This window comes from Promicromonospora kroppenstedtii, assembly GCF_044389675.1.
In the GTDB taxonomy this organism is placed as follows: Bacteria; Actinomycetota; Actinomycetes; order Actinomycetales; family Cellulomonadaceae; genus Promicromonospora; species Promicromonospora kroppenstedtii.
Map to the genome: position 1 here is coordinate 194,595 of NZ_JBIRYI010000005.1, position 17,528 is coordinate 212,122.

The following is a 17,528-nucleotide window of genomic DNA, read 5'->3' on the forward strand; positions in this document are numbered from 1 at the left end:
GGTGGCACCTGCTGGTCCTGCGTTGTGCCGGGTGGAGCGTGGCTGCCTGAGGCCTTAGCAGCCGCCGCAGTTGTAGTAGAGGATGTCCCAGTGGTTGCCCTCGTCGGTGTACAGATTGCCGGCGCCGGAGCGGTACTGGTAGCCCCAGCCGGAGACGTACCCGACATACGTGAAGTTGCTGGTGATGTAGTTGTCGATGCAGGTGGTCGGCCGGATGTCGAGCTTGTAGCCGTTCCAGTGACTGTAGGTGCCGCTCGAGTGGCCGGTCTCGGTGCCGCCAGTGATCGTGATGGCACAGCCGCTGGCGGAGCGCAGCGTCTTGATCCCGTCGATGGTGGTCTGCCGTACCTGTTCGAACGAGGTGCACGTGGCGACGTTGCGATCGCTGCACCCGCCGCTCGACGTCCAGCTGATGCCGGCAGCGCTCAGCTGACTGGTCGCTTGTGCGTGGGTGAGGAAGGTGGCCGCGCTGGCCGGGGCTGCGAAGCCGAGCACGAGTGCTGCTGTGAACGCGGTGATGAGGGCAGTGGCTCGGGTGCCGAGTCTGGACAAGACGCCTCCCTGCGTGGAGTCAGACGTACCTGGGCGCTTCGAGGATATGTGGAGCGCTGACCCGATGGGGCATACCACTTCTGCCATAGCGAGTAGTGCGCGGGGCGCTGTGGCGGAATCTGATCACGGCACCGGGCAGCCGAGATTCACATGTCGCGTGGCGCCGCCGGGGGATGGCGGGCGATCCCAGAGTTGCCGATCGCAGGTCGGGAAGGGAAGGCAGAACAAGGTAGGCGCAGGAGGGCAGCTCGCGGTGCCTCTTGAGCATCGGTCAGGGCATCGTTTCACGTGAAACAGCATGCGATGTCTGGCCTCTCGATCACACCGCTCCGGGCAGGCCGAGAGGTCAGCGCGAGCGGGAGAAGCAGGAGTTTGAGCGGTCCCATGAGCCGATCGCACTGGCTCGGGGGCGTCCCGTGCGATGCGGGCCGGCGAGATGTCACGCTGACGCGGGGCGTGCGTTTCACGTGAAACAGACTGGGCCGTACCGTCCGATCCGGGAGGGCAGCGTGCGCTCGGCGAGGAATGCTCGTCAGGCGACATCTGATCCCTCGCGTGACGGCGTTTCGGCACGCTTGAACAAGGGCGCGACCGTAGCGTTACACGGGTGTGCTTCTTCAGACGAAAGTCCAAGCGAGCGGCGGCGGCTGCGGCTGTAGCGGCGCGCGCAGTGACGGAAAATACGTCCGAGTCGTCCGCGTCTGCGCGTCTTGCGCCTAGGCGCGACGCCAACCCGGTTGCGGATGACAACGGAGCGGGGGGTGGCGGCACCGGTGATGCCGGTGCGGTCGGCTCCGAGCGGGGCGTACCAACACCGCACACTCCCGTGTCGAGTGCCGTTGGGGCTGGGGCGTCGGTTGCCGGTTCCGAACGGGGGAGCGAGGCCGAGACGGCCAGTCCCGGAACTGGACCGGTGGAGGAGCCTGACGCCGAGCCAACCAGTGTCTCCCCGGCTGAAGCGTCTGGCGCGCCGTCCGCCGAGCCGTCCGCCGAGCCGGCCGGACTCGAGTCGACTGTCGCCCACTCCGGGCCGGCCACCGCTCAGGAGGCCCAGCCGCGCAGCCTGGCGGAACAGGACGCGGATGCTCCAACGGTCGAGCCCGCATTGCCCGGCGCAGGGCTCGGAGAAGCGCTGTCACCTGAACCTCCTGAGCAAGTGGAGCCGTTGGCGGGGGACCCGGCGACGGAGGACCTCCGGGACGCCGCGCGTGCGGAGCTCCCCGCGGCCCTCACTGGCACTGAACCCGGAGGTCAAGAAGCAGTTCCCTCGTCGGTCGACATGGCACCGCCGGCTGCGGAGATCGTGAGCGGTCTTCCGCGACACGAGATCTGGGGCCAGGACCGACCAGACCCTGAGGGAAAGAACGTTGCCGTACTCAACCAGCTGATCCAGTCGGTCACCCAGGCGGTGCCGACGGAAGACGACGAGAGCACCCACGTGGCAGAGGTCCTGGAGAACGACACGATGATGGAAGCAGTCCTGGAGCCGGCAGTTGGCGAACGGGAGGCGACCGCGGAGACGACGAACGGCGTCGCCGTCGACCCGGACCTCATGGAGGAGTTGCCCAACCAGCGGATCCCGGAGGATGCGATCAAGCGGGCGAGCGAGGCGCTCGACGCGGCCGTGAAAGCCGCACCGGCGGTGATCGGTTCCAGCACGATGGTGCAGGACGACGAGGCGGTGGAGTTCGTGGACTCCGAATTCACACATTTCGACGGAGAAACCGCGCCTGAGTCCGAGCCAGATGTCGGGGGCAGCGATTACAGTGTCCGCGTGACGGATCCGATTCCTGTGCAGAGCCTCTCCGCTCCTGGTGTTTCACGTGAAACGTCCGGGTCCGCGCAGACGCCCAATGGCACTCAGCAGCCCACGGGCGGCCCGCACGGTGGCGATGACGAGCGGCGATCGGCCCTCATCGCAACCGTCCCGGCCGTTGACGATACGACTCCTGTCGCCGCCGAGCTCGCAATGGACGCTCGCCGACGTATAGAACTACAGGGCAGGCGCTTCCCGCGTCCGCCGAAGACCCGCATCATCACGGTGGCGAACCAGAAGGGCGGCGTCGGCAAGACGACGACCACGGTGAACATCGCCGCTGGGCTGGCGCAGTCCGGCCTGAACGTGCTCGTGATCGACAACGATCCGCAGGGCAACGCCTCGACGGCGCTCGGTATCGAGCACCGCGCGGGTACGCCGTCCGTCTACGAGATCCTGGTCGAGGGCGAGCCCCTGGCGAACACCGTGCAGCAGTGCCCGGACATCCCCAATCTCTGGGGCGTGCCCGCGACGATTGATCTGTCGGGTTCCGAGATCGAGCTGATCTCGCTCGTTTCACGTGAAACGCGGCTCCGCAAGGCGCTCGACAAGTACCTGGACGATCGCGTCGCCGCAGGTGAGGAGCGCATCGACTACGTGCTCATCGACTGCCCGCCCAGCCTGGGCCTCCTGACGGTGAACGCGTTCGTCGCGGGTCGTGAGGTCTTCATCCCGGTGCAGTGCGAGTACTACGCGCTCGAGGGGCTGAGTCAGCTGCTCAAGACGATCGACCTCATTCGATCCCACCTCAACCCGGAGCTGCGTGTCTCGTCGATCCTGCTGACCATGTACGACGGCCGGACCAACCTGGCACAGCAGGTCGCAGGCGAGGTGCGGTCGCACTTTCCGGCGGAGACGTTCAAGACGACGATCCCACGCTCGGTCCGCATCTCCGAGGCGCCGAGCTACGGCCAGACCGTGATGACCTACGATCCGACGTCCACTGGCGCACTCGCGTATCTCCAGTCCGCCCGGGAGCTCGCCGAGCGCGGGCAGGGTGGGTCGAGTCCTCGCCGCATGAAGGCAGAAACGGTCGGAGCGCAGGACTGATGCTCGGCAGTGATGAACGGGGTGCGCTGCACCCGGTGATGATGGAGACGAAGCCCGTCCGCGCTCGGCGTCGGACCGGAACCGACGAGGAGACACGATGAGTGCGAAGCGACGCGGGCTCGGGCGGGGCCTGGGCGCCCTGATCCCGACGGGTCCGGAACCCGACGAGCAGGCTTCCGGCGGAGGGGAGTCCGACGGCGTGGATGGCGCCTTGGCGGGCTCGGTCGCGACCGTTGTCGAGGAGCGTCCGTCGCACGAGCTTGCTTCGGCGGACGAGGTGCCCGTCAGCAGCGTCTCGGTCGGGACCATCACGGAGTCCGCACCCGAGCAGGCCACCGAGAAGAAGGTCTCCAAGAACACCGGACCGCGTCCGAGCACGGTGAAGTGGGACTCCGCGATCGCCAGTGGCCGACTGTCGGTGGCCAACGAGAGTGCGGACGGCAACGGCGCCTCCGCGCTGGACGATGCCTTCTTCAGCCGGGAGGAGAGCGCGGCCGAAGTTGTTTCACGTGAAACGCCAGACCTCGTCCCCGTGCCGGGCGCTCGCTTCGCCGAACTGCCTGTCACCGCGATCCGGCCGAACACGTGGCAGCCGCGCACGGTCTTCGACGAGGGCGACCTCGACGAGCTGGTCGAGTCGATCAAGGAGATCGGCGTGCTCCAGCCGATCGTCGTCCGGCCGGACAAAGAGCACCCGGGCGAGTACGAGCTCATCATGGGTGAGCGGCGCTGGCGTGCGACGCAGGCCGCTGAGCTGGAGACCATCCCGGCGATCGTCCGCGACACGGACGACGGGGACATGCTTCGGGATGCGCTACTCGAGAACTTGCACCGGTCGAACCTGAACCCGCTCGAGGAGGCAGCTGCCTACCGGCAGCTGCTCGACGACTTCGACTGCACCCATGAGGAGCTGGCGAACCGAATCGCGCGCAGCCGTCCGCAGATCTCGAACACCCTGCGCCTGCTGCGCCTCCCCCCGCTTGTCCAGCGCCGGGTGGCGGCCGGCGTGCTCTCGGCCGGCCACGCACGGGCCCTGCTCGGGCTGAGCGATGGCGCCGAGATCGAGCGGCTCGCGCAGCGCATTGTGTCGGAGGGGCTCTCGGTCCGCGCGACCGAGGAGATCGTGATGCTCACGGAGTCGGACGGCACCGGCTCCAAGGCTCGGAAGGCCCCGCGGGCCGGCACGCGCTTCGAGGCCGTGGACGAGCTGGCGACCCGGCTCTCCGACCGGTTCGAGACGCGCGTCAAGGTGGCCCTCGGCAAGAACAAGGGCCGCATGACCGTCGAGTTCGCCTCGGTCGAGGACCTGAACCGCATCCTCAATGTCATGGCTCCCGAGGAGCGCGGACTCCTCCGTCCGCCGTCCGAGGACTGACGGACACACGCGGACAGGCACACGGCTCAGGGCCGGCACCCGTAAGGGTTGCCGGCCCTGAGCCGTTTCACGTGAAACCGACGACGCCGAACTAGCGGACCGCGGTCAGCGCTCGGTCGATGACCGCACGGTAGAGCGTCGCCAGATCGTGCCCGCTGGCCGCGACCGCCTGCGGCAGCAGCGACATCTCGGTCATGCCCGGTGCGACGTTGACCTCGAGCACATGGGCGGTGCCGTCCGGGTCGAGGATCAGGTCGGTGCGGGAGAGGTGCCGCAGGTGGAGCGCGCGGTGCGCGCGCACCGCGACGTCCGACACGAGGGCTGCCTGGTCCGCGGTCAGTCGCGCCGGTGCGAAGAACTCCGTCTCGCCGGCCACGTAGCGCGCGGCGTAGTCGTACCCGCCGTCGGCCACGATCTCGACCGAGGGGAGGGCCTCCGGGCCGTCCGCGCCCTCAATGACACTGACCGCGAGCTCGATCCCCTCGACCGCGCGCTCGATGAGCGCCGTCTCACCGTAGGCGAAGCACTCCACCATGGCGCGCGGCAGATCCTCGGCGCGGGTCACGACGGTGACGCCCAGCGCGGAACCGCCCTCGGTCGGCTTCACGACAAGCGGCAGTCCGATGCGCCGAAGGATCGTGTCGAGCACCGGCTGTGCCCCGAGATCGCGGAACAGGCTCTGGGGGAGCGTCACGTAGTCGGGGGTGGCGATCCCGGCGCCGAGCAGCGCGGACTTGGCGATCGGCTTGTTCCACACCACGCGGCTCGCCCGCGGACCCGTACCCACGTAGGGAAGGCCGACCATGTCGAGCACGTCGCGGACCGAGCCGTCCTCACCGGACGCTCCGTGCAGCAGCGGCCAGACGACGTCCGGCCGGGTCTTCTCCAGGAAGGGCAGGAGGTCTGCGTCGACGTCGTGCAGCAGGACCTCCAGGCCGGTGGTGCGGAGCGCCTCGGCGACACGACGCCCGGAGCGCAGGGAGACGTCGCGTTCGTGCGAGAGTCCGCCGGCCAGGACGACCACGAGCGGAACGCTCCGGGCGCCGTCGGACCTGGAGGAGATACTGGGCAAGCCAGGGGTGGCCGGCTCGGCCGGGACGGATGCGGGACTGGTCATCGAGGACTCACTCGGTCGGGACGAACTGGAACAGACAGCTGCCATCGTGTCAGACGCGCAGGTCAGGGGCGTGACCGGCCGCTCGCCGGCGCGGTGCGTCAGGCCAGGTCGGGTGCGGGGCCCTCGACGTCGTCCGTGTCGGGGTCGGGCTGTCCTGCGGTGCCGAAGAGCTGCACCAGCTCGGACTCGCCGTGCACGACCCCGGCCAGCCGGCGTACTCCCTCGCGGATGCGCTCCGGAGTGGGGAAGCAGAACGAGAGGCGCATGTGGTCGGAGCCGCTGCCGTCGTAGTAGAAGGCGGTACCGGGCACGTACGCGACGCGGGCGGTGACGGCCCGCGGCAGCATCGCCCTCGCGTCGAGGCCCTCGGGGAGCCGAACCCAGACGAAGAAGCCGCCCTGCGGTACGTTCCACGACGCGCCTGGCAGGTGCTCGCCGAGCGCGCCCACGAGCGCGTCGCGCCGTTCGCGGTACGTCTCGCGGTAGGCCTTGATCTGCGCCTTCCAGTCGCAGGTCTCCAGGTATGTCGCCACCGCGAGCTGGGACGCGTTCGAGGGCGACAGGACCGCGGACTCGCTGGCGAGGACGAGCTTGTCCCGCACCGCGTGCGGCGCGATGACGAAGCCGACGCGGTAGCCGGGAGCGAACGTCTTGGAGAAGGATCCGAGGTACAGCACGCCGTCGGTGTCGTAGGAGCGGAGCGCGGGCATCGGCTCGGTGTCGAAGCCGAGCAGCCCGTACGGGTTGTCCTCGACCACGAGCACGCCGTGCCGGCGGCAGATCTCCAGGATCTGCGGACGCCGTTCGGTGGACAGCGAGACGCCGGCGGGGTTCTGGAAGGTCGGAACGGTGTACAGGAACTTCACGCGCCGGCCCGCGGCGGCGAGGCGGGTGAGCGTCGCGTCGAGCTCCGCGGGGACCAGGCCGTCGGCATCGAGCGGCACCTGGACGACGTCGGCCTGGTAGGAGCGGAAGACGCCCAGCGCACCGACGTACGAGGGCGCCTCGGCGATGACGACGTCGCCCGGGTCCACGAAGATGCGGGTCACGAGGTCCAGTGCGGACTGCGACCCGGTGGTCACCACGACGTCGTCGGGGTGGGCGGACACGCCCTCCAGCGCGACGACCTGCGTGATGTGCTCCCGCAGCGACTCCTCGCCCTGCCCTGAGCCGTACTGCAGGGCCGTGGTGCCCTTGGTGACGATGAGCCGCTGCATCGTGTCGGCGATGACATCGAGCGGTAGGCCCTCGAGGTACGGCATCCCGCCCGCCAGCGACACGACCTCGGGGCGGTTCGCCACCGAGAAGAGCGCTCGGATCTCCGAGGCGCGCATGCCGTGCGCTCGCGCTGCGTACGAACCGAACCACGGGTCGAGGCGGGTACCGGCGGTCTCGGGAAGCTCGTTCACGCACGTCAGTCTCGCACGCACCGTGTGCGAGAGGCAGTGGTCGTTCGTAGTGAAACGGTGAGACTGCCAGGCAGACCGGCTCCGGGTCGGGCCCGAGCAGGACAGCAGAAGAGCGCGTGCCCGGCTCCACGTCCGGTCACGAGGACCAGCGGGCCGGGCACGCGCTCCTTGCACGCGGTGAGGGGACGGTCAGCCCGCGAGGACCTCGTCGATCTCCTCGGTCAGCGCGCGCTTCGGACGGGCGCCGATGATCGACTTCACGACCTCACCGCCCTTGTAGACGTTGAGCGTCGGGATCGAGACGATGCCGTAGTCCATGGCGGTCTGCCGGTTCTCGTCGGTGTCGATCTTGACGATCTTGATCTTGCCCTCGTACTCGTCGGAAAGCTCCTCGAGGATCGGCGCGACCATGCGACACGGGCCGCACCAGGTGGCCCAGAAGTCGACGAAGACAGGAATGTCAGAGTCTAGGACCTCGGCCTTGAAGGTGTCGTCGGTGACCTTGATGGTGCTCATCCAGCATCCTCCTTGTAGATGGCCCCGTGCGGGGCCGAGCGGGGCGGGCCGGCGGGTGCCGGCCGGAGGGCTCAGTCGTTCAGCGAGTCCAGGAACGCCTGGGCGTCGAGCGCCGCCGAGCAGCCCGAGCCGGCGGCCGTGATCGCCTGGCGGTAGGTGTGGTCGACGGCATCGCCGCAGGCGAAGACGCCGGGAAGGTTGGTACGGGTGCTGCGGCCCTCGACGAGGATGTAGCCGTTCTCGTCCAGGTCCACCTGACCCTTGACGAGATCCGTGCGGGGCTCGTGGCCGATCGCGACGAACAGGCCGGTCGCGTCCAGGTCGCGCACCTCGCCGGTGACGGTGTCCCGCAGGCTGAGCCCGGAGACCTTCTCGTCGCCCGTGATGCCGGCGATCTCGCTGTTCCACGCGAACTCGATCTTCGGGTCCGCGGTGGCGCGCTCCGCCATGATCTTCGACGCGCGCAGGTCGTCGCGACGGTGCACGACGGTCACCTTCGAGGCGAAGCGCGTGAGGAACGTGGCCTCCTCCATCGCCGAGTCGCCACCGCCGACGACGGCGATCTCCTGGTCGCGGAAGAAGAAGCCGTCACACGTGGCGCACCACGAGACGCCGCGCCCGGAGAGGCGCTTCTCGTCGGGCAGCCCGAGCTCGCGGTAGGCCGAGCCGGTCGACAGGATCACGGAGCGGGCACGGTAGGTGTCGCCGCCACCCGTGACGATCGTCTTGACGTCGCCGGACAGCTCGACCTGCTCCGCGTCGTCCCAGACGACCTTGGCGCCGAACTTCTCCGCCTGCTCCCGCATGGCCTCCATCAGGTCAGGGCCCTGGATGCCGGCGGGGAAGCCGGGGAAGTTCTCGACCTCGGTCGTGTTCATGAGGGCGCCGCCCGCGGTGACCGAACCCGCGATGACCACGGGCGCGAAGCCGGCACGAGCCGCATAGATGGCCGCGGTGTAGCCCGCGGGTCCGGACCCGACGATGACGACGTCGAGCACAGGGGCGTCGGCGGTGCCGGCGGCCGGAGCGGTGGTCTGTTCGGTCAAGGTGTTCTCCTCGAGTTCCATTGGCACACGCAACAACACGCGGGCGGGTCCCAGTGTTCCAGCCCTGGGCACGCACGGCTCGACCGTGGACGTGAGTCTCGACACACGGTATCGACATCCGTCGACCCATCGGGTAACGGCGCCAGTCCTGTCACGGCAGAACACCGGCGGGAGCGAACCATCTGCATGAACATGGTTCGGACCCGCCGGTGTTCCGTATTGCTCGGTGCCGTCGGTGACGGCGATCGGTCAGCTCAGCACTACCTCGTTCAGCTCCAGCCGGAAGCCGTCCGAGACCTGCGGCAGCTCGGTGACCCAGATCGTGAACGAGTCGCTCACGACGGGCTCCGACAGCTCGAACGTGGTGGTCTCCGAGAAGGTGCCCTCCGCGAGGACCTCGCCGCCCTCACCACCCTTGAGGATCTGCACCTTGCCGCCGGGCGTGTTGGTGAGCAGCTCGATCTTGGTGACGGACGCCGGCTCGCGGAGCCGCAGCTCCAGGCCGAGGAAGTCCTTGAACCCGCCGAACGCGGCACGCTGGTACGTCGTCGTGAAGTAGAACGTGGCCGGGTCCGTGTCGAAGGCCCGCTCGACCGCTTCGGGGTGGTCGAGCGTGCTGCCCTCCCAGTCGAGCTCGCCGAGCAGTGTCCCGGAGTCGATCACCGGACGTGCCTCGGTCTCCGTGGGCGCCGACGGCTCGGTGCTGCCCTCGCCGTCCGCTCCGGCCGACGTGGAGACCGACGGGGAGGGAGAAGCGTCGGCGATCACGTCGGGCGTGGGGGAGAGGACCGCGTTGACGGCCCAGATGAGTCCCGCCACCACGGCGACACCGACCAGGCCGAGCACGATGGGCGTCGGGTTCACGCCGCCACGCTTGGGCGCGGGCTGGGTGGCGAAGCCGCCGTCCTGCTCGTAGTAGCCGCCGTTGTCGGGCGGGTAGCCACCCGGGGCGAAGGACTGCGGCGGGTACTGCTGCGGCTGCTGCGGGGCGTACTGGGCCTGGTCGTGACCGGGCTGGCCCTGCGCGACCGGTTGGCCGTACTGGTCGTACCCCGCCGGCGGGTAGCCGGCCGGCGCCCCCTCGGGCGGCGGGGGTGGCACCGGGGCGTGCTGCTGCCCGTACGCCTGCGGCTCGTAGGTGTAGTCGTTCTGCTGTTCGGGATAGCCGGCGGGCGCGTTGCCCGCCCCCATCGCCATGGTCTCGTCGTTTCGTGCGATCCGGCCCGTGGCGGGACGCCGCACGGGCGGGACTCCTTCGCCTCCGAAGGCCTCGGCGATGGACTGCCGCCGCGGCTCCTCCGGCTCGGGCTGTACGAATCCAGGCAGCGATGCCACTACGGAAACCTCTCCCCACGGCGCGAGGGCCGTGGTCACGTCGTCGGGGTTCTTCGGTCCGTCGGTGCCGCCGGACGCGTCGAACGTCCGGGCCACCAGGCCGTCGATCTCGGGGTCCACGTGCGGGACCAAGCTGGAAAGGGGCGCCACAGCGCCGGAGCCGTCGACCTGCGCGGGCAGAGGGATCAGGGTGTCCTTCGCGATCCACTCCGCCTCGAGGTCCTGGCCGGGCCACCGCGCGGTCATCGCGTAGTAGAGGAGGGCCACCAGGCCCTGGGCGTCGAGCTCCGCGGGCTTCACGTTGAGCGTGTCGCCCGAGGCGAGCCCTCCGTCGAGCCCCAGGCCCGTGATCCGCACCTGGTGGCCGTCGACCCGTAGCGCCTCGGGGCGCAGAGCAGCATGGTGCACGCCGCGGGCGTGGGCCACGGCGAGCGCGCTCGCCGCCTCACCGACGATCGCCCGGGCCTGCTGCTCGTCCACCAGGCCGCTGGAGATGACCTGGGTCAGCGTGGTGCCGGTGTGCGGCTCCGTGACCACGTACTTGCGGCCCTCGGGGTCGGAGCCGGCGTCGAGCACCCGGACGAGGCGGGGATCCGTCACCAGGGCCGCACGCCGCGCGGCGTCCAGGGCATCGCCCGTATAGGGCCCGGTCACGAGCGTTACGCGGACGTCGCGGTCCAGGATCAGGTCGTGCGCTTCCCATGCGGTGGCCGCGGCAAGGTCGGTGGACGCCTGCTGGCGCAGCCGGTATCTCTCGACCAGCACGGTGCCTGGTTCGACAGTGCTCACGCGGACCTCCTCGCTCGGTCGGGGGACAGTAGCAGGTACGTGACCGCCGGGATCACGCACCGTCGCCATGCTACGCGGAACCGCTGCGGACCCGCGGGAACGTCGTCCGTATGTACGAAAGCGCAGCCCACACGAGTGAGCTGCGCCTCCCGTACGACGACGGCGCGCGTCAGCGCCGGAAGCGAGCCAGAACGGGGCGAAGCAGGCCGTCGAGCTCCCGGACCCGGAACAGGCGCAGGAGCAGGACGTAGACGGCGAGCATCACCAGGCCGCAGAGCGCGGTGACCCACAGGCCGCTGAGCATCGCGAGCACCCAGCCCTTCCCGAAGACGAGCGCGTCGAACCCGCCGACCAGCTGGTACACGCCCCACCCGGCACCACCGGCGACCGCGGCGGCGAGCACCGTCTTGGCGTGCAGCGCGAAGATGCGGCCGCCGTCCAGGCGTCCGTCGAGCTTGCGCTTGAGGCCGCCCGTGCGCAGCAGCACCGTGATCCAGTTCGACAGCGCGTAGGCGCCACCGGCGGCGATGACCCAGTACTGCGGCTCCAGCCACAGCTGCGCTGCGACCAGGCCGGCCACCAGTGCGACCGTGGACGGCACGGTGATCCAGAACACGGAGCGCCCGTCCTCGTAGGCGTAGTAGACCCACTTCATGAGCGCCATGCCGCCGAGCGGGACCAGACCGAACGAGAGTGCCACCAGGACGGGCGCGATGAGCGCTGTGTCCTCGGCTCCCGCGGTCGGGACGATGAAGGCCGTGAGCGGCCCGGCCAGGACCACGAGCGCGGCGGTGGCGAACACGGTGAAGACGCCGATGGTGCGCAGCCCCAGGGACAGGTCGTCGCGGACCTTGTCGGTGTCACCCTCCTGCGCGGCCTTGCTGATGCCCGTGAAGAGCGCGGTCGCGATGGAGACCGTGACCAGGGAGTGGGGGAGCAGGTAGATCAGGAGCGCCTGCGTGTAGGACGCGTTGCCGGCGAACGACTCCGTGGCCGTGCTCGCGGCACCGGCCTCGGACGCGACACGGGTCAGATAGAGGACACCCGCCTGCTCCAGGACGACGGCGGCGAACGTCCACATCGCGACGGCGCCCGCCGAGCGCAGGCCGATGCCCCGCAGGCCGAAGCGGAGGTTCCAGCGGAAGCCGGAGCGCAGCAGCGGGACGAGCAGGACCAGCGCCTGCGCCACGATGCCGAGCGTGGCCGTGCCGGCCAGCAGGATGGTGCGCGGGGTGTTCCACCCGGAGAGGTCGTTGATCCCGGCGTCGGCGCCGCCGAACACGATCAGGAAGATCCCGAACCCGAGCACGGAGACCACGTTGTTGGCGACGGGCGCCCACATGAACGGCCCGAACTGCTCTCGGGCGTTGAGCACCTGACCCAGCAGCGTGTACAGGCCGTAGAAGAAGAGCTGGGGGATGCACCAGTACGCGAAGACGGTGCCCAGGGCGAGCTGCTCCGCCGACCAGCCGTCGGTGTAGAGCATGACGACCCACGCGGCGCCGCCGGTCAGCACGGCGGTGATCGCGAGGATGCCGACGGCCGAGATCGTGAGCAGCTTGTCGACGCGTTCCTGCGCGTTGTGCGCGCGGAACGCCTTGACGATCTGCGGCACGAGGACGGCGTTCAGCATGCCGCCCGCGAGGATCGCGAACAGCACGTTGGGCAGCTTGTTCGCGACGTCGAACGCGTCGGCGACGGTGCCCGTGGCGCCGATGGCTGCCACGAGCATCAGGTTGCGAACGAGCCCGCCGAGGCGGGAGGCGGCCGTGCCGGCCGCCATCACTATCGAGTTGCGCCCCAGGCTGCTGCTCGACGATGCCGCGGCCGTAGGCGTCTCGGGCGCGCCCGGTCCGCTCGCGGCATCGGCGCTCGGGTCCGACGCTGGGTCGGTCGATGCGGTCACGGCGTTCTCCTGGGTCAAGCGACTACTCCCGTGGTCTGGGCCCTGCCCGGCGCTGTTCGGCCGACGTGTGCGGCCGAAACCTTACTCTGCCCGGACGGCCACGGAGGCCGCCGGCGCCGCCGGGGCGGGACCCGACGCCTCGGCGGCCGCTCCCGTGGCCTCCTCTACGTCCTTGCTGGTGGCGCGGTACGGCGACCGACCGCGGCGCACCGTGCGCCAGATACCGGCCAGGAACAGCAGGGCGACGAGCCCCGCGGCGATCCACGTGCCGAGCTCCTCCCAGCCGGCGCGGACGCGGACCTGGAACGACGAGTCGTCGCTGATCTTGGCGCCGTTCGGGGTGAGCACCTGGGCCTCCACCCGCACGTCGCCCGAGCCGATGGCCCGCACCGGTACCTGCACGTCCATCTCCCGGCCCGCCGGGATGACCTCGGTGATGCGGTCGTCGACGGTCAGGCGCGGGTGGTCGGGGCGCAGCACCACCGTGACCGTCGCGTCGACGTTGAGCGTGTTGCGCACGCGGACCGGGATATTGCCCTTGTCCGTGATGAAGTTGACGTCCTGGCGCGGCACCACGCTGACGGAGTGCTTCGTGAGCGCGTTCGACGCCTCGAGGGTCTGCTTGACCAGCGTCTCCCGCAGCCCGGCATCGGCGCGGTGTGCGACGGCGAGCGGGGCGATCAGGTGGGTGACACCGGGCTCCCAGATCTCGCGGGCCCGGTCGCCGGCGACCGACGAGAACGTGACGACGGCGTCGCGCGCCCGCTCCAGGGCCCTGACGCTCGTCACGCCGAGCTCGGCCTTGGCCATGCTGCGCTTCGCCAGGGCGGCGCGGGCCACGTCCGGAGCGTCCTGCGCGAAGAGCGTGTCGACGGTCGTGACGTCGACCCAGCCCGCCTCGTCGACCTCGTTCAGGATCTTGCTCGCGCCCTCGGCGTCGGGCGTCCAGGTGCGTGGTGCGACGATCAGCAGCGACGGCGGGGCGGCCGGCGTCTGGCTCACGACGGCGGCGGTCTCCGCGAGCAGTCGCTGCGCGCCCTCGGCCGGGGTGGCCGCGCTGGTGGCGGCCTTCGTCGAGGCGGAGCTCTCCGCGGACGTCCCGTCGTCCGCGCCGGACAGGTCGGTGGCGGCGAGGAAGGCCTGCGTGAGGGCGTTGTCGGCCACCGCGGCGCGTGCGGTGCCGCCCGGGACGCGGAGGTCCGCCCGGCCTGTCACGGTACCGGCGCCCTCGTACGCGAGTCCGCCGCTCCCGACGACGATCTGCCGGCGGTCCGCCCTGACGGCCAGGCTGAGGGTCGCGATGTCGGGCACGACGCCGTCGGCAGGCCAGGCCAGATTGGTCTGCCACGCCTCCGGGACCTCCCAGTTCCCCTCGCGAGGCGCCTGGAGGAAGCTGCGCGTGCCCGTGGTGCGCACGTTCGCGTGGGCGAGCGCGGCGAGGTCGGGGTCGTGGCTGGGGAGGGCGTACGTGGTGGTGTCCGCGGCGGCCGCGGTCATGCGCTCGGACCAGTCGATGAGTGCCGGGTCGTCCGACGCCGCGGCCACGCCGATGGTGTCGGGGTCGATCGCCAGCGACACCTTCGAGTTCTCCGCGACCTGCAGCACGCCGTCGAGACGCTGGCCGGACGCCGTCTGCTGGGCCAGCTCGATCTCGGCGGTGCTCGGGTCGGCCGGGTCGATCGCGGGGCTCGTGACGGCGGCCAGGACGCTGAGCTGCATCGGTGCGCGCTCGAGGCCGTCGGCGTCGTACACGAGGAAGGAGCGGGCGATGCCCAGGCGCCCCGAGGCGTCGCCGGCGGCCACGGCGAGCTTGCGCGCGCCGAAGCCCTCGAAGGTCTGGGCACCCGGGTCGTAGGTGAACGAGACGCTCTTGGACGCGCCCGGCTTGAGGTCCCCGATCGACTTCGGCACCGGCGTGCCCCGGACCGGGTCGAGCAGGCCGGCCGTGGCCCACTCGTCGATCTGGATGCGCGACGTGATCGCGACGTAGTCGATGGTCAGCTGGGCCACCGCGTCGGACACCGTTGCGTCGCTCGTGTTGGTGACCTCCGCGCGGATGGTCACCTTGTCCCCGGGACGTGCGACGGGGTGCGAGATGTCGGTGACGGCGACGTCGAGCGCACCGGCCTCGGCGGAGGTGGTCGTGGCGAGCGGCTCGGTGACCGTGGCGTCCGCGGTGGCGTGCGCCGTCGTCGGACCGGTGGCGGCCGCCGGGGGCAGCGCGGACCCGACGAGCACTACGCCCGCCAGGAGCACGGCGCCGAGCGTGCCGGTACGGCGGGCCGCCCGGTTGCGGGCGGGACTGCGGGAGGGGTCGGGCTGCTGCTTCATGGCAGGTCGGGGCGCTCCGTGGGGAAGGCGTCGGCGCGCAACGCGTCCCGGAGGTTCCTCGAGGAGACGAGGAGATCCAGGGCGGCCGCGGCCAGTCGCTGCTCGTTCGGGTACGACAGGCGCTCGGCGAGCTCGTCGACCCTGACCCAGAGAGCGTCCTCGGCTTCGCCGTCCGGATCGTTCTCCACGGTCAGGTGACCGCCCTCCGCGCGCAAGAGGTAATGGTGCACCACCTTGTGCACCCGCCGGTCCTCACCGGTGAACCAGTAGTCGATCACGCCGAGCTCCGCCTGGATGGAGCCGCGGATGCCGGTCTCCTCGCGGATCTCGCGGATCGCGGCCTCCTGCGGGGTCTCACGACCCTCGAGGTGGCCCTTGGGCAGGCACCACTCCAGCCGGCCGGTGCGGTTGCGGCGCAGCAGCACTGCCGCGCTGAACTCCTCGGGACGCTCGGACTCGGCCCGCAGGACGAGTCCGCCGGCCGAGGTCTCGTCCACGATGGGCAGGTGCACGGGGGCGGTCGCGGCGGCGGCACGCCGGGCAGGGTTCACCCGCAACGGGGCCCCGCCGGGCGGCGGAGGCACCTCCGGGCGACCGTCTGGACCGTCGCTCGCCGGAACAGGGGTGGACATGCCCCAACACTACCGACTGACCACCCTTGATCTGGTCAGGTGAGGGGGTGCGGGCGGTTTCGGGCACCGGGTCGCCCCGGCACGTCCGCACCACGTCCGCACCTCCGCATCTCGTCCGCACGACGGCGACGCGTGCGCACTCGCATGCCCGCCGGGTGGACCTCGGTGAGTGATGCCGTGCCGGGTCTGGGAGAATCTTGGGCTGTGTCTACCCCTGAGCAGGATCTGCTGCGTCGCGCCCTCGGCGTGCTGACCGAGATGGCGCCTGCCGCGCTCGAGCTGGGCGAGCAGTTCCGGGCTGCCGGTCACGAGCTGTCGCTCGTCGGCGGCCCGGTCCGCGACGCGTTCCTCGGCCGCGCGAGCAACGACCTCGACTTCGCGACGTCTGCCTCGCCGGACCAGACGCAGCGGCTCCTCGCGCGCTGGGGCGACGCCCACTGGGACATCGGTAAGGAGTTCGGCACCATCGGCGCGCGCCGGGGCGACGTCGTGGTCGAGGTGACGACGTACCGCACGGACAAGTACGACCCGGCGTCCCGCAAGCCGCTCGTGGAGTTCGGGGACACGCTCGACGGCGACCTGTCGCGCCGTGACTTCACCGTGAACGCCATGGCCGTGCGCGTGCCCGACCTGACCTTCGTGGACCCGTTCAACGGGCTCACCGACCTCGCGGCCGGTGTGCTGCGCACCCCCATCGCGCCCGAGCGCTCGTTCGACGACGACCCGCTGCGCATGATGCGCGCCGCGCGGTTCGCGGCCCAGCTCTCGTTTCACGTGGAACCGGGGACCCTCGCCGCGCTGGTCGCGATGGCCGAGCGGATCGAGATCGTGTCGGCCGAGCGCGTGCAGGCGGAGATCACCAAGCTGATCCTGAGCGACAACCCGCGGGCCGGGCTCGAGGTGCTCGTGGACACCGGCCTCGCCGAGCAGGTGCTGCCGGAGCTGCCGGCGCTCCAGCTCGAGATCGACGAGCACCACCGGCACAAGGACGTCTACCAGCACTCGCTCACGGTCCTGGACCAGGCGATCGCTCAGGAGACCGGCGCCGACGGCGCGGTGCCCGCCCCCGACCTGGTGCTCCGCCTCGCTGCTCTGCTGCACGACATCGGCAAGCCCGCCACGCGCCGCTTCGAGTCCGGCGGCGGCGTCAGCTTCCACCACCACGAGGTGGTCGGCGCCAAGCTGACCGCCAAGCGGCTGCGGGCGCTCAAGTTCGAGAAGCAGGTGGTCAAGGACGTGTCACGCCTCGTCGAGCTGCACCTGCGCTTCCACGGGTACGGCGACGGTGCCTGGACCGACTCCGCCGTCCGGCGCTACGTGACCGACGCGGGTCCGCTGCTGGAGCGGCTGCACCGGCTGACCCGTGCCGACTCGACCACGCGCAACAAGCGCAAGGCCAAACGGCTGTCCGACGCGTACACCGACCTGGAGGAGCGCATCTCCGCGCTGCGCGAGCAGGAGGAGATCGACGCGATCAGGCCTGACCTCGACGGCACGCAGATCATGGAGATCCTCGGCATCTCCCCGTCGCGTGAGGTCGGCGAGGCCTACAAGTACCTGCTGGGCCTGCGCATGGAGCGCGGCCCGCTGGGCGAGGAGGCGGCGACGGAGGAGCTCAGGAAGTGGTGGGCCGAGCGGGGGTAGGTGTCGCCGC

At 70.5% G+C, this 17,528-nt stretch carries 12 protein-coding genes; 3 read left to right on the top strand and 9 right to left on the bottom strand.

Going from position 1 to position 17,528, the window contains the following annotated elements:
- Nucleotides 1-54 precede the first annotated feature (54 nt).
- Nucleotides 55-552 (bottom strand): hypothetical protein, encoded by a 498-nt coding sequence (locus ACH47X_RS10075; RefSeq protein WP_397403788.1) that lies wholly within the window; start codon nucleotides 550-552, stop codon nucleotides 55-57.
- 913 nt (nucleotides 553-1,465) lie between these two features.
- Between ACH47X_RS10075 and ACH47X_RS10080 the strand changes: the two genes are divergently transcribed.
- Nucleotides 1,466-3,418: an AAA family ATPase gene (locus tag ACH47X_RS10080; RefSeq protein WP_397403790.1), complete on the top strand. Its 1,953-nt coding sequence runs from the start codon at nucleotides 1,466-1,468 to the stop codon at nucleotides 3,416-3,418.
- A 97-nt stretch (nucleotides 3,419-3,515) separates the two neighbouring features.
- Nucleotides 3,516-4,793 (top strand): ParB/RepB/Spo0J family partition protein, encoded by a 1,278-nt coding sequence (locus tag ACH47X_RS10085; RefSeq protein WP_397403792.1) that lies wholly within the window; start codon nucleotides 3,516-3,518, stop codon nucleotides 4,791-4,793.
- Nucleotides 4,794-4,884: 91 nt separating this feature from the next.
- On the opposite strand, the gene ACH47X_RS10090 is transcribed toward ACH47X_RS10085, so the two are convergent.
- From ACH47X_RS10090 to ACH47X_RS10125, 8 genes are all read right to left on the bottom strand, one after another.
- Nucleotides 4,885-5,910: a D-alanine--D-alanine ligase gene (locus ACH47X_RS10090; RefSeq protein ID WP_397403794.1), complete on the bottom strand. Its 1,026-nt coding sequence runs from the start codon at nucleotides 5,908-5,910 to the stop codon at nucleotides 4,885-4,887.
- A 98-nt stretch (nucleotides 5,911-6,008) separates the two neighbouring features.
- On the bottom strand, nucleotides 6,009-7,319 hold the full coding sequence (locus ACH47X_RS10095; RefSeq protein ID WP_397403796.1) for a PLP-dependent aminotransferase family protein: 1,311 nt from the start codon (nucleotides 7,317-7,319) through the stop codon (nucleotides 6,009-6,011).
- A 189-nt stretch (nucleotides 7,320-7,508) separates the two neighbouring features.
- The gene (trxA, locus tag ACH47X_RS10100) at nucleotides 7,509-7,835 is read right to left on the bottom strand and encodes a thioredoxin (protein WP_020017340.1); all 327 of its coding nucleotides are present in this window, start codon (nucleotides 7,833-7,835) and stop codon (nucleotides 7,509-7,511) included.
- A 71-nt stretch (nucleotides 7,836-7,906) separates the two neighbouring features.
- Nucleotides 7,907-8,902, bottom strand: coding sequence for a thioredoxin-disulfide reductase (trxB, locus tag ACH47X_RS10105; protein WP_397403799.1), 996 nt, complete (start codon nucleotides 8,900-8,902; stop codon nucleotides 7,907-7,909).
- Between the two features lie 228 nt (nucleotides 8,903-9,130).
- Nucleotides 9,131-11,005, bottom strand: a complete 1,875-nt coding sequence (locus ACH47X_RS10110; RefSeq protein ID WP_397403801.1) for a hypothetical protein — start codon at nucleotides 11,003-11,005, stop codon at nucleotides 9,131-9,133.
- A 169-nt stretch (nucleotides 11,006-11,174) separates the two neighbouring features.
- On the bottom strand, nucleotides 11,175-12,911 hold the full coding sequence (gene murJ, locus ACH47X_RS10115; protein WP_397403803.1) for a murein biosynthesis integral membrane protein MurJ: 1,737 nt from the start codon (nucleotides 12,909-12,911) through the stop codon (nucleotides 11,175-11,177).
- Between the two features lie 81 nt (nucleotides 12,912-12,992).
- The gene (locus tag ACH47X_RS10120; protein ID WP_397403805.1) at nucleotides 12,993-15,242 is read right to left on the bottom strand and encodes a DUF6049 family protein; all 2,250 of its coding nucleotides are present in this window, start codon (nucleotides 15,240-15,242) and stop codon (nucleotides 12,993-12,995) included.
- Entirely contained in the window at nucleotides 15,239-15,874 is a 636-nt protein-coding gene (locus tag ACH47X_RS10125) for an NUDIX hydrolase (RefSeq protein WP_051109607.1), read from the bottom strand. The genes ACH47X_RS10120 and ACH47X_RS10125 overlap by 4 nt, the downstream gene beginning before the upstream one ends.
- 204 nt (nucleotides 15,875-16,078) lie before the next feature.
- Here ACH47X_RS10125 and ACH47X_RS10130 point away from each other — a divergent pair, with 204 nt between their 5' ends.
- Nucleotides 16,079-17,518, top strand: a complete 1,440-nt coding sequence (locus ACH47X_RS10130; RefSeq protein ID WP_397403808.1) for a CCA tRNA nucleotidyltransferase — start codon at nucleotides 16,079-16,081, stop codon at nucleotides 17,516-17,518.
- The last annotated feature ends 10 nt before the right edge of the window (nucleotides 17,519-17,528 follow it).